The organism is Gilliamella sp. Nev5-1, assembly GCF_001690895.1.
GTDB lineage: Bacteria > Pseudomonadota > Gammaproteobacteria > Enterobacterales > Orbaceae > Gilliamella > Gilliamella apicola_C.
On sequence record NZ_LZHO01000071.1, the window covers coordinates 33593 to 47421 of the forward strand.

Consider the following 13829-nt stretch of genomic DNA (forward strand, 5'->3'; position numbering starts at 1 on the left):
TTTATTCTTTGTGTATGCTTTTTTCAAATTCTATATCAATTACTACAATCTCAGAACGTGTCATTAGCCGAATTGGTGGTCCCCAAAAACCATACCCGCTACTGACAATACTAGTAAAATGATGATCTTGATTTTGGTACAAACCATAAGTATTTTTATACATTAATTTTTCAACGAGATTGATCGGAAATATTTGTCCTGCATGGGTATGGCCAGAAATCATCAAATCAACACCTAATTCTGCTGGTTCATTAAGATCTTTGGGTTGATGATCGAGTAAAATAATTGGTGTATTGGTATCAGTAAACATAATCAAATCGGACAATGATGCCCGTTTCACATCATAGAGAAATGAAGAAAAATCATCTCGGCCAACTATCGTGATACCTAAATCATCAAAAGAAATAATATCATCCTTTAAGACTTTCATACCTGCTTGCCTAAAAGCGCTAATAATATCTTCTTCTCGGTTATTTACTTCATTTGTCGCTAAATACTCATGATTACCGAATATGACATAAGTACCATATTTAGCTTTTAATTGTCGAAATTGCAGATCAAAATCATTTTGGATAAAAGGTTTTAAGCGTTTATCCAATGTATCTCCAGTAATAACAATAAAATCAGCATTAAGCTTATTGACATCATCAACCATTTGTTGAACAAATTGGTGTGTAGTTAACTCATTAATATGAATATCAGAAAGCTGTACAATACGTAAATGCTCGGTATTAGCTGGTTTATTTATCTTAACCTGATAATAAACAATCTTGGGGTTAATTGCCATTTCATGACCAAAGCAAAATAATAATACTACTATAACGATATATGCAATTTTAAGCCATAGATTAGGTTTTACTTGTTTTTTACTTAGCCAACGTACAGTATCAAAAATAAGCAATACAAAAAAGCAACAAATTATTAAGCCAGTAATAGTATTACAAAACAAAGGTAACCAATAAGTTGAAATACCATTCACTATTTTTAAAAAAATGAGCGATAGTCCCGCTATAAAAACAACAATCCAATAAATAAACCGACAACAACCTGTGACATAAAAATCAAACCAAAACAGCCATCGTTTTCCCAGATAGATGGTTGCTAAAACACTAACCACAAATACTATAAAAATAGTAATAAAATTGACAAACCCCATAATTATCCGAGCAGTTGAATATAAAAAAATGCTATAATAGCAAAATTAATTTCTATAGTACCAATTAGTTTTATGAATATTAAAAAAGACCAATTGTTCTCAACACCGATTGATAAACTAGGCGATTGGACGTTTGATGATAAAGTTGCCGAAGTTTTTCCTGATATGGTGCAACGTTCTGTTCCTGGTTATTCTAATATCATATCAATGATCGGTATGTTAGCTGAACGATTTGTACAACCCAATTCAACAATTTATGATTTAGGTTGCTCATTAGGCGCTGCTACATTATCTATTCGTCGTCATATTACTCAAGAAAATTGCCAGATTATCGCAGTCGATAACTCCCAATCTATGGTTGAACGCTGTAAAAGGCATATTGAGTCTTATAAATCCAATACACCTGTGGATATAATATGTGATGATATTTGCAACATCAATATGCAAAATGCATCAATGGTGGTGCTCAATTTCACTTTACAGTTTTTAACCCCAAAAAAACGCCAACGTGTTTTGAATAATATCTATAACGCACTGAAACCTAATGGCATTTTAGTGCTCTCGGAAAAATTTAGCTTTAGCGATACAACAGTCGATGAATTGTTATTTAATATGCATCATGATTTTAAACGTGCTAATGGCTATAGTGAACTTGAAATCAGTCAAAAACGTAATATGTTAGAAAACGTCATGCTAACAGATACAATCCAAACGCATAAACAGCGACTATCTGAAGCAGGTTTTAGACATATTGATACATGGTTTCAATGTTTTAATTTTGGATCTATTATTGCCATAAAATAGCCAATTAATTTCAGCGCAACTGATAAGGATGAAAAAATGATTGATTTTGGTGATTTTTACCAAATTATTGCAAAAAATAAACTTAGCCACTGGCTAGAAGTGTTGCCAGCTCAGCTCGCAAATTGGCAAAGACAAAATAACGATAACCGCTTCAATCAATGGCTAAATAGTATTAAACACTTACCATCTAAAACCCCTTTTCAAATTGATTTACTACATAGTGTAACTGTCAATAGTGAATACCCTATATCTTCAGGCGAGCAACAACGAATTACCCAACTACTGAAAACCATGATGCCATGGCGTAAAGGCCCTTTTCACTTATATGGTATCGATATTGATACTGAATGGCGTTCTGATTGGAAATGGGAGCGCCTAATTAATCATATCGATAGCCTAGAAGGAAAAATTGTTTTAGATGTAGGTTGCAATAGTGGTTATCATTTATGGCGAATGATTGGTGCAGGGGCAGAACTAGCTGTTGGAATTGATCCAATGGCACTTTATCTATGCCAATTTGAAGCTATTCGCAAACTTTTGGGTAACGATCAAAGAGCGCATTTATTGCCTTTAGGCATTGAGCAACTCCCTAAACTTAATGCTTTTGATACGGTATTTTCAATGGGGGTGTTATACCATCGTAGGTCTCCACTTGATCATTTATTCCAATTAAAAGATCAGCTAGTTGAAGGAGGTCAGTTAATTCTGGAAACTTTAATCATCGATGGAGATGAACATCAAGCATTAATGCCAGGTGATCGCTATGCACAAATGCGTAATGTCTACTTTATTCCATCGGTTCCAACCATGATTAATTGGCTCAATAAATGTGGTTTTTCGGATATAAAAGTGATCGACATTTCACAAACTAGCTTAGATGAACAACGCAAAACTGAATGGATGGAATCGGATTCGCTTGCTGATTTTTTAGATCCTGATGATCCAACCAAAACCATTGAAGGATACCCTGCGCCAATGCGGGCTGTTTTTATCGCTAAAAAATAAGACAAATCAGTATATAGGTAGCCACAGCTGTAATATAACATTACAGTTAAATGTGTAAAAATAACCTAAAACAAGAGTGGCTAGCTTATTACATTTTGATGAAGAATATACAGTTATCCAATGCAAAACACTTTGTAAAATCCTCTAACATATTATTAAATTAAAAGCATATTATTAAATTAAAAGAAAGTTGGTTAGCAACCGACCAGCTTGATGATAGCAATATGTTATCTTATTACCTAAGATAAGATTATCATATTTTAAATGTATGACTTACTTACGAGCATATCTAATGTCTATAATCATCTAACTCAATTATTGTTCTATTAAAATTCCTCTGATCACTTATTCATTTAAATTAGCTTAAAATTTCAGTTTAAATGGTTTGTAAAAATAAAAAGTTAACTAATGTTCGCTGGATATTTATATTCAACTCAAACAATTAGGTATATTACAAGTAGATTTTTTATCCATATAATTATACTATACAAAGATTTTCTGGAAATTATCACTCATTATAAAAAATAAGCTGTCAGAAAATTTATAAAAGCTTTCAGAAAAATAAATGTTTAAACATAATAAATTAATTTCAAAAATTACATATTAAAAATAGGGAATAAACAATGGGATTGCTTAAATTAATCTTGCAGCTACCTTTTTATATTTTGCAAAAAATTGAGGAAATAATTAGCTATTTTATCATTTTTTTATTGGTTTTAATAAAAGGTATTTTTTGGTTATTTAGCCCAATTATTGGCGATATAAAATGGTCAACACCTAGCTGGTTACCTAATGCAAAAGCATTTTATAATAGAATTGGTTCAGCATTAAATAAAATAAAAACCTTAATTGGTGCAAGTATTATTTTTGGTTTCATTGCTTATTTTTCTGGTAATTATACTTATCATTGGTATTTAAACCGTCCTAAACCAATTGAGCCAGCTTCTATTGTTGTTAGTACCTATTATCCTAAATTGAGTGCTCCGACTACAAATCAAGACAGTTTATCGATTAAATTTATTACTGACTCACTTCGTTCTCCTGTTCCGCTAGAATCACTTAATAAAGAAGAAATAACTGAAGGTATTTCTATTTCGCCAAATATTGAGGGACGATGGAAATGGCAGAACGATTCAACCTTAATTTTTATACCCCAAAATACAACATGGCCACTTGGCATTAAATATACCGTTGAATTAGATCAGGAAAAACTATTAGCTGAAAATAGTAAGCTTGAAGAGAGTCATATAACTTTTTATTCACCTAACTTTAGCTATAGATTTAAAAATCATGGTGAACTTTATTCAGATCCTACACAACTTAATATTAGAAATGTTGTTAATACAATCAAATTTAGCCATCCTGTCGATAGAGAAAGTTTTGAAAAAAACATCATTTTATCGCTTTATGAATATGAAAATGATATCTTTTTAAAAAATATCAATTTTACTGTTACCTATGGAAATAATGACAAAATTGCCTATGTAAAAAGTGCACCTATTCCTTTGCTCGATAAGGAGGGTTATTTAAAAATAACAATTAATAAAGGTGTGACTTCAACGTTAGAAGGAAATCCAATAAATTCTGATATAACTAGCACAATAAATATCCCCGATAAATATCATTTAAGCGTTACCAAAACTGAGCTTACCTTAGTTGAAAAAAGTAATGAAAAAATACAACAAGTATTAATTTTATCATTAAGCCATGCGGTTAAATCAGAGGATGTATCGAAAGTCATTAAAGTCTGGAAATTACCTGAAAATCAAGGGCGCTCATATAAGGAACGATATTACAACGACAATTCTTACCGTTATGAAACAAAATTCAATGTAACACCAGAAATACTCAAAAAAGCCATTCCTTTATCAATAAAGCCAATTGACACTGAACTTACTTATCAAAACCAAATTAGTTTTGAATTTAAAACAGAACAAAATTCTGAGTTATATATTGAAGTTAATCAACCTTTATCGTCTCAAGATGGTTACTTTCTAAAAGAACAGTATCACCAAGTATTAACCGTGCCTAACTACCCAACCTATCTTGATTTTGCGGCAAAAGGATCGCTGTTATCCCTATCAGGTGAGAAGAAACTACCTATCGTTTCGCGCAACGTAGAAAATATGAAGCTAGAAATAGATCGCGTTATACCATCGCAACTTCAACATTTGGTGGCATTTAATACAAACTATGAATTTACAGATATGGATTTTGGAGAGCTTAATAATGATCATTTTGTGGAAAAATACACAGTGACTGAAAATTTTAAAGGTGCTCCAGAAGAAGTTAAATACACAAATGTCGACTTAACTCGTTACTTAACAGCCGACACAAATGGCAATAAAAATCGTGGTGTTTTCTTATTAAGGCTTTATGGAAAAGATAAAAAGGACGCTAAATATGAGTTTATGGCTTCTCGCTTTATTGTTGTTACCGATTTAGGTATTATAGCCAAAAAGTCGCTCGATCAATCTAATGATCTCTTTATTCAATCAATAAGCTCTGGCAAACCAATTAATGGTGCGAAAGTTTCTGTACTTGGAATGAATGGGGTCACAATTACGTCTAAAATGACTGATAGCGATGGACATGTCCGTTTTGCTCCATTGTCTGAATATTATCGAGGTATCAAACCACTTTTATACGTTGTTGAAAAAGGTCGTGACCTATCATTTTTACCAATTAAAAGTTATGAAAGGAATTTAAATCTATCTCGTTTTGATATCGGCGGTATTCGTGAAACTATCGAAGGAGGAGAATTACGAGCTCATATCTTTTCAGATCGAGGAGTTTATCGCCCTGGTGACACACTTCATATCGGTACTATCGTAAGGGCACAAAAATGGACTAATTCATTGGCGGGAGTTTCTGTAGAAGCGGAAATTTACGATCCAAAATCCAATTTAGTACTAAAAAAACCAATTGTACTGGACAAATCAGGATTTAATGAACTTAGCTATAAAACCAGTTATGAATCGCCTACTGGTAATTGGTATATTAATTTATACTTAAAAAATGACAATGACGGGGATGATGAAGATTCTCGTATACTATTAGGTTCTAGCTCCATTGTCATTCGTGAGTTTGAGCCAGATAAAACAACCGTATCGCTTAAGTTGTTACCAGAAATAAAAGATGGTTGGTTAAAACCTGAAAATATCCAAGCTGAAATTAAAGCCAAAAATCTAATTGGTACAGATGCAGCTAATCGTCGAGTAACAAATACATTAATTCTAGAACCATCTTCTCCTTATTTTAAAAAATATGAAGATTACTATTTTTATCAAAATATTTCTAGCCAGAGGACTAGTTTTAAAGTTGAGTTAGATGAAGAAAAAACAGACGAAAATGGCCTAGTCAAAATTAACCTCAATGATAATATGGAAAGCTTTGAGGGTAACTATACACTAAGAATGTTAACGGATGTCTTTGAACCAGAAAGTGGCCGCAGCGTTGCTGCTACTGCAAGTGCTTTTATATCTGCGAGTGATTATTTAGTCGGAGCCAAAGCTGACGGTAATTTAAGATACATTAACAAAGATTCTGTTCGCCATATTGATTTTATCGCAATTAATCCAGCTTTAGATAAAATAGAACTAGCAGACTTAAAACTGGTTTTACTTGAAGAAACTTATTTATCGATTTTAGTCAAACAAGCTTCTGGTCTTTATAAATATGAGTCCCGTCGTAAAGAATCAGTCATCTCAGAACAATCATTTAAGATCAATCAAGATAAAACCCGTTATCAATTAGATAGCAAAAATCCAGGCAATTATATTATTCAAATCAAAGATAAAGAGGATAATTTACTTTACCAAGGAAAATATGCAATTGTTGGTACAGCTAATGTTACTCACAATTTAGATCGTAATGCCGAACTAGCGCTAAAAATTAAAGAAGCTGAATATAAGCCAGGTGATGAAATAGAAGTGTCAATCACTGCACCATATGTAGGCAGCGGTATTATTACTATTGAGCGTGACAAAGTTTACACTTGGAAGTGGTTCCATACTGACACAACAAGCTCGGTACAAAAAATAAAACTCCCTAAAAATATTGGTGGTAACGGGTATATTAATGTCCAATTTATTCGTGATCCAAATTCAGATGAAATTTTTATGAGTCCACTTAGTTACGGTGTTATACCTTTCAAAATTTCAAATGATCAATTTAACGATAAAATCGTATTACAAGCACCATCACTAATAAAACCAGGAGATACACTATCAATTACAATACACACAAATACGCCACAAAAAGCAGTTGTATTTGCCGTAGACGAAGGGATTTTGCAAGTTTCAAATTATAAACTGAAAGATCCATTAAATAGCTTCTTACGCAAAAAAGCACTATCTGTAAGAACTTCGCAAATTCTAGATCTTATATTGCCAGAATTTCGACATTTAATAACAGTTTCAGCACCCGGTGGTGATGGTGATAATGATGATGTCTTATCAAATCATTTAAATCCATTTAAACGGAAAATAGATGAACCAATAGCTTATTGGTCAGGTATTATCGATGTCGATGGAGATAAAACCGTTGAATATAAAGTGCCTGATTATTTTAATGGAAAAATTCGTATCATGGCAGTATCGGTTGGTGACAAAACAATGGGACATACTCAAATGTCAACAACAGTACATAATGATATTGTTTTGCAACCTAACGCTCCATATTTTGCTGCACCAAATGATGAGTTTGAAGTTTCCCTAAACGTAACTAATCTTATTGAAAATATTGGTGATAAAACAATTCCTATTAATGTTAAAGTTTCAACCACTCCTAACCTATTAATCACGAGTGATAATAAAAAAACCATTGAATTGGCTAGTGGCAGAGATGGGGTTTTAAAATTTAACTTTAAAGCAACAGATAAACTTGGTAATGGCGATCTTCACTTTTCCGCCAACTATAATGATATAACAATTACTCGTGATATTAGCCTTTCAATAAGACCATTAACTGAATACAGATTAATTACCAAAATGGGAAGAATGGCAGATCATAAACAAACGTTTACTGATTTTAGAAACATGTATAGTAACTTAAGTAAACGTGAAGCTGCTGCATCTTATTCACCATTTATACTAAGTAAAGGCCTAAGTACCTATTTGCAGGATTACCCACACTACTGTTCTGAACAGATTGTAAGCCGTGCAATTCCTGTTTTAATAGCGAGTAAATATCGTGATTTTGATCTGGCTTCAAAAGAAGGAATAGCTCCATTATCAGAATTATTCCAAGTGCTGCAATCTCGCCAAAATAGTGAAGGTGCAATTGGTTTATGGTACTCAACTTATAATGTTGATCCATTTATTACATTATATGCAGTAAACTTTATGCTTGAAGCAAAAGAAATGGGCTATCAAGTTCCCCCAAAAATGCTTGATAATGCTAATAAATATTTGCAAACAATTGCTGAATCTAGTGATACTAGTACTTATGGTTTAAGAGTCCGTGCTTATGCCATCTACTTATTAACAAGGCAAAATCAAGTTACAACAAGCTATTTAGCCTCTACCATTAGCAATCTTAATCGAAAAGATGATTCATGGAAAAAAGGTATAACAGCAATGTATTTAGCTTCATCTTATAAAATGTTAAAGATGGATAAAGAAGCAAATAAATTAATCAAACCTATTTGGCAACAATTAGAAGCTGCATATGATCGTGCTTGGTGGCTAAACAACTATTATGATCCATTAGTCGTTAATGCAGGAAAAATCTATTTAATTAGCAAACATTTCCCTGAAAAAGCAAAAGATATTCCTGCACAAGCATTAGAAAATATGGTTATCATGCTGAATAAACAAAAATATACTACTCAATCAGCTGCAATGACAATATTGGCTTTAAGTAGTTATTCGCAGAGCATTGAACAATCAAATTTATCTAAAGATACTCTTGAAATTAATGCAATATCAAAAGATGGAGAAAAACAAAGAATTATTGCAAATTTAAGTGGAATTTTAGCTAAAGGTAAGTTTAATGATCAAGATGCACAATTAAGCCTAACTAATAAATCAAGCTTACCTGTTTGGTATATGTTGTTTGAACAAGGTTATGACAAAGATATCCCTAAAGAGCCAATTAAACGGGGGCTTGAAGTATATCGTGAATTTACTGATCTTGATGGCAAACCTCTTGAACAAGTCAAACTTGGCGATAAAATTAACGTAACAGTTAGAATCCGAGCACTAGCAGATGAAGGTGCAACTAATATTGCCATCGTTGATTTACTACCAGGTGGTTTTGAAGTAGTACAACAACCAATAAATTCTCAGGAAAAAGATTATGACGAATATATTCAAGATAATGAAGAATATGATGACTATGAAGAAGATGATTATGATGAAAATTATGGCTGGGTTTCACCAATTAGTATAAAAACAGGAAAACACACTTGGTATCCTGAATATACAGATGTACGTGAAGATCGTGTTATTATTTATGGTTCAACTTATAATAATAAAATACAAGAATTCACTTATCAAATAAAAGCAACTAATGTAGGAATCTATAGCATTCCACCTGCATTTGGTGAAGCAATGTATGATCGTGATATTCAAGCCGTATCAAAAGGTGGGCAAAAAATAAGTATCATTCCGTAGAATAGTTTTACAACTACTTATCCATTTTCCAAACGGGCTTAAGCCCGTTTTTTCAATATATATTGAATATATAAAAAAAGCTATGTTTTGAAACATAGCTTTTTAGCCTAGCTAAAATTTTTTCCTTTTTCGATAATTAAATTTAGTTTTTCTTTAATATACTACCTTGCAATAGCTGATACTCATCATCAGTAATCGCCCCCTTTTCTTTCAAGTTTTCCAGCTATTAGAATAAAGCTAGTTTTTAATTAAACTCTCAACTCTTTAACATACTCCAAATCCAACCCAAGGGCTTCGGTTAAAAAGCGGCGTGGGCTGTATGCTTTTTCTGCATATTCAATATAAGATTCCAAGCAGTCTGTTTTAAATGTACGTTCATCGTTGCTGTCAAAACAGTAACCAGAAAAATAAACTTCGTTATATGAGTTTATTTGCACTTTATCTAATAATAACTCTCTTTTGCCATCGGAATATTCAAATGAAATTGAAAATAAGCCTGAACTCCAAATTGTGGTTAAGCTATTTTTAAATTTTTCAAAATCTTGTTCTTTCTGTTCGTATTCATTATTATCGGTATAGTTTGAATAGTTATGTGAAGCAGTTTGAACTGAAGCTTTTTTAGTACAACAACAAGCCCTACATTTTTCAATTCGTCCATTTCTGTTGCCTTGTCCGAAGATTGCTCGGCCTAACAAAATTAAACCACAAATAGCAAGTGAACAAAGAGAAACACCACCTAAAGTAACCATAATTGAATTAGGTGGTGAATCGTCTTTAGGAAAAGTAATGATATAGGTGGCAAAAATTATTAAACTAAAAATAAAAACCTTTTTCACTGTGATCTTAGATTTTTTTGTAGACATTATTTATTTCCTATCAAATCAATTTAGTCTTTAATACATTAGATTCTTTATCAATAATAGCACCACGGCTTTTTCGTGTTGCAATACGTTCTAATTTTTCTAATGCTTCATTTGTAACACCAATTGATTTTTTCTATTTGATGCGGTCAATGTCGGAGCGCTCTCGCCCGTACAAAGCCATTGCGGATTTATTCCTGTATCCACAATACAACTCAAGACAAGATCATGTGGAAACGCACTCCTGTGGATCCTGTTCCCTATTACGCTCGCTGAGGCATTCATTAGATCTGCAATTCCTTTTATTGTTTTTTCATAAGCAATCATGATGCGTTCAATAATATTTCGAATATTTGAATCATATTCCATTTATAACCTCAAAAATATTAACAAATTGTTATTGAAACACAACAATGTGCTATGGCAATCCAAAAAACATAACAAATCGGACGTAAAGCAAGCACCAATAAACATCAATAAGTTTAAATATAGGATTATTAACCATAATTCCAAAAATTGCAATAGCACCACAAGTCCCTTTTGTTACTACACAAAAATTTGCTGAACTGACGGGTATACCTATAGCGTCAGTTAAAAACAAAATTCAAAGAGACGAGTTCCCGATCCGCAAAAAAAACAGTAAAGTGGGTAAAACAAGCAGAGAAACGTTTTTGAGTAATATGGTCGCTCTCACTATTGAGGGTTGCCGTGGTTTTAACGGCAATCTAACAAATGACATTAAAGGAGTGGAATAATGAGCTACGCAGTCTATTTAAGTTCGAAATACGCCGGCGTTTCGAAAATAATTTATATTCAAATCAATCAACCCCCCCGAGGGTCTGGGTTAAGAAGTCGAACAGTAAAATAATTAAGTTGCATCAACCATTAATAGGTGATGAAGATGAATGTAACACAAAGCACTCAAGCAATTAATCCACTCAGTCTATTGCGTAAGTTTCACCAAATATTAAGCAGTAAGCGCAGTTTAGCCAGATCAACGTTTAACAATTTAAAACTAAATCAAAACGGTTGTTACTTATTGATTAGAGCATCGAACAGTGCACAACAACGATTTATAACGTAGATAGTCAATTTACCCACACGTGGGATATGAATTACGACAATTTGACCGATAGAGAAATGGGTGATCTAAAAAAAGGTTGCAACAATTGCAACCAATTATTGATGCTTTCGCACTATGTGAAGAGCTGGATTTAAAAAAGAAACTAACTCCAAAAGGTGACACAGATGAACATGGCGACATTATCAGACGATGAATTACTTCAAGCATAAAATCAAGTAAAAAAAGAAACAAAAAGCGGGCTATATGATTGTATTTACAGAAAAAATTGCATAAATACCCTAAACATAGTACACAACTCATGTAGAAAATCATGCTGCTTGTTTTAGTGTTTTATACTCAATCGGTGTCATGTTATTTAATGCCTCATGCGGTCTTTCGGTGTTATAAATGGTTAGCCATTCTTCGGTTACCTTTCTTACTTGTTCTAGATTATTAAATAGATATAAATCGAGCACTTCAGTGCGATAGGTACGATTAAATCGTTCAATATAGCCATTTTGATAAAGGCTACCTGACTCTATATAATCAATGACTATATCATGTGATTTAGCCTAGTTTATAAAAGTTTTTCCTGTAAATTCTGCCCCATTATCGGCCCGTATTTTTAATGAAACCCCATGATGTTCGGCTAGCTTATCTAAGTAACGGGTAATGCTTCTTGCCGGCAAACTCACTAGCAGTGTAATATTTTATTTATATGCCTTAACATCTGGTTGCCAAATAATAGATGGGAGAAATCCATCAAAATCCGTTTCATCAATATCAGCATAACTAGATAAATCTCCTAGTTGGGGTATGGGCATTGTGCCAGTTGAAATTAATTGATCTTTATCAATAAACTCTATACTCCATACATACTATTTATGTATTAATTTTATCAACAAACTCATTTAAAAAATCACCATATATTGGGGCTCGCCCGCAATTATCCGTTTCCTCTTCACACAATTCCACATTTACTGCTTGATATCTTTTTAAATTATTAGAGATGATGATAGGTATTACAGTTTCATTTTTTGTATCAACAAAAAGTGAAAAACTGAATTGATCATTAAGTTGTGTTTTATATTCAATAAATCGCCCATTACTATCTTCAACGATATTTTTTTAAAATGAATATTTACTTGTAGTTGCACTAGACGTATTGCATAAAAAAGTAAATAATAAAATTGAATAAATAAACTTCTTCATAGTATTTTTATCCTATAATAATTAATTAAAAGTACGATTGATGACCTTGTTGATGCCTCCACCTATAACGATAGATGTTATAAAACCTGCTAATACCCTACTTTCTGTTTTGATAGATTTAAGATCTTCATCTTTTTCACATTCTTCTGCAATTTTATCTTGTGCTTTATATATGGCTACTGTGGTTAATAAAAGTCCAGTTCCTACACTAATTAATTTAAAAATTGGCATATTTAGCTCCTTATTATTTCGTTTTATTGGTAAATAACTATTTCTGTTTAAAAAAACATAAAAAGGTTTATTAAAAGCTTTTTCCCATAAACTTTTTAATATTTCCACCATTTCTTAATAGTTGATCAATTATGTTGGAGTCGTTATGTTTTTTTCTTAATACCGCTACATATAAACAAGCGGGAATTGTTACACGATAAGCAGGGCCAGCAATATCAGACAGTAACCATAAATTACTTATTGCTAAACCAATAGGTCCTGTTAATGCCGCCAATATTGGATGAAGCCTAGGAATAATTGTAAACATCGTTGCCATTATATTTCCTATTTTAAAGCCTAAGTTTCCTAACATGCTAAAAATCAAGCTATTCCATATTAATGGGTTAGACATTATTGATTTTTGAATACTTAGCATTAGCACAGCTGGTGGAAGGTGAAGATTGATATGGCCTAGTTCAGCTGCTAGTTTTTTAAGCTCATGCTGTTCCATATTTTCTAATGATTGCTTGAGAAGTGAATTTAATAAAACATTTTCAATTTTTTCAATAAAAAACGACGGTGGCTCATTTAAATTGATTTTAGTTTTATCACATACATCAATTAATATTTCACGATAGCATACCCCTTTCCCTTGCCTTAATAGGGTCATTCCAGAATTGGCACCAAATGTTTGAAGCTCGGCTGCAATAGATTTCCAATATAATTGATGATTAGGGTAATAGCGTTTATAGCTTGTATCGCTTGTTAATGTTTCAGTAAACCGAGAGGTGTTATCATTAGGATCAATTGTTAATATAGAAACTAATAATTCTAAATCCTCATTACTGCATTTTTTTAAAAACGTTAAATCCGAATCTTCCCTATAAACAGCCATTAATATT

Annotated in this window: 9 protein-coding genes; 3 read left to right on the plus strand and 6 right to left on the minus strand. The window is 32.4% G+C overall.

Annotation, left to right across the window (positions count from 1 at the left end):
• Position 1: 1 nt before the first annotated feature.
• Positions 2-1156: a metallophosphoesterase gene (locus A9G41_RS09755; RefSeq protein WP_065653038.1), complete on the minus strand. Its 1155-nt coding sequence runs from the start codon at positions 1154-1156 to the stop codon at positions 2-4.
• A gap of 72 nt (positions 1157-1228) precedes the next feature.
• Here A9G41_RS09755 and cmoA point away from each other — a divergent pair, with 72 nt between their 5' ends.
• The 3 genes from cmoA (at position 1229) to A9G41_RS09770 (ending at position 9582) form a co-directional block, all read left to right on the plus strand.
• On the plus strand, positions 1229-1960 hold the full coding sequence (cmoA, locus tag A9G41_RS09760; protein WP_075539605.1) for a carboxy-S-adenosyl-L-methionine synthase CmoA: 732 nt from the start codon (positions 1229-1231) through the stop codon (positions 1958-1960).
• A gap of 36 nt (positions 1961-1996) precedes the next feature.
• On the plus strand, positions 1997-2965 hold the full coding sequence (cmoB, locus tag A9G41_RS09765) for a tRNA 5-methoxyuridine(34)/uridine 5-oxyacetic acid(34) synthase CmoB (RefSeq protein ID WP_065653036.1): 969 nt from the start codon (positions 1997-1999) through the stop codon (positions 2963-2965).
• Between the two features lie 623 nt (positions 2966-3588).
• On the plus strand, positions 3589-9582 hold the full coding sequence (locus A9G41_RS09770) for an alpha-2-macroglobulin family protein (protein WP_075539606.1): 5994 nt from the start codon (positions 3589-3591) through the stop codon (positions 9580-9582).
• Positions 9583-9830: 248 nt separating this feature from the next.
• Here A9G41_RS09770 and A9G41_RS09775 read toward each other — a convergent pair whose 3' ends face one another.
• The 5 genes from A9G41_RS09775 to A9G41_RS09795 all read right to left on the minus strand — a co-directional run bounded on the left by A9G41_RS09775 (position 9831) and on the right by A9G41_RS09795 (position 13822).
• The gene (locus A9G41_RS09775; protein WP_065582645.1) at positions 9831-10445 is read right to left on the minus strand and encodes a hypothetical protein; all 615 of its coding nucleotides are present in this window, start codon (positions 10443-10445) and stop codon (positions 9831-9833) included.
• 99 nt (positions 10446-10544) lie between these two features.
• On the minus strand, positions 10545-10811 hold the full coding sequence (locus tag A9G41_RS09780; RefSeq protein ID WP_065582644.1) for a helix-turn-helix domain-containing protein: 267 nt from the start codon (positions 10809-10811) through the stop codon (positions 10545-10547).
• A gap of 1023 nt (positions 10812-11834) precedes the next feature.
• Positions 11835-12062, minus strand: coding sequence for an integrase core domain-containing protein (locus A9G41_RS13625; RefSeq protein WP_081302203.1), 228 nt, complete (start codon positions 12060-12062; stop codon positions 11835-11837).
• A gap of 676 nt (positions 12063-12738) precedes the next feature.
• Positions 12739-12948 carry a hypothetical protein gene (locus tag A9G41_RS09790; RefSeq protein WP_065582642.1) on the minus strand — a complete coding sequence of 70 codons (210 nt, stop codon included), beginning with the start codon at positions 12946-12948 and terminating at the stop codon, positions 12739-12741.
• Positions 12949-13018: 70 nt separating this feature from the next.
• Complete coding sequence (locus tag A9G41_RS09795; protein ID WP_065582641.1) at positions 13019-13822, minus strand: DUF3944 domain-containing protein; 804 nt, start codon at positions 13820-13822, stop codon at positions 13019-13021.
• Positions 13823-13829 lie beyond the last annotated feature (7 nt).

Coding starts and splice junctions, on each gene's coding strand:
- A9G41_RS09770 (WP_075539606.1), top strand. CDS start 3,589: ATGGGATTGCTTAAATTAATCTTGCAGCTACCTTTTTATATTTTGCAA.
- cmoB (WP_065653036.1), top strand. CDS start 1,997: ATGATTGATTTTGGTGATTTTTACCAAATTATTGCAAAAAATAAACTT.
- A9G41_RS09790 (WP_065582642.1), bottom strand. CDS start 12,948: ATGCCAATTTTTAAATTAATTAGTGTAGGAACTGGACTTTTATTAACC.
- A9G41_RS09780 (WP_065582644.1), bottom strand. CDS start 10,811: ATGGAATATGATTCAAATATTCGAAATATTATTGAACGCATCATGATT.
- cmoA (WP_075539605.1), top strand. CDS start 1,229: ATGAATATTAAAAAAGACCAATTGTTCTCAACACCGATTGATAAACTA.
- A9G41_RS09775 (WP_065582645.1), bottom strand. CDS start 10,445: ATGTCTACAAAAAAATCTAAGATCACAGTGAAAAAGGTTTTTATTTTT.
- A9G41_RS09795 (WP_065582641.1), bottom strand. CDS start 13,822: ATGGCTGTTTATAGGGAAGATTCGGATTTAACGTTTTTAAAAAAATGC.
- A9G41_RS09755 (WP_065653038.1), bottom strand. CDS start 1,156: ATGGGGTTTGTCAATTTTATTACTATTTTTATAGTATTTGTGGTTAGT.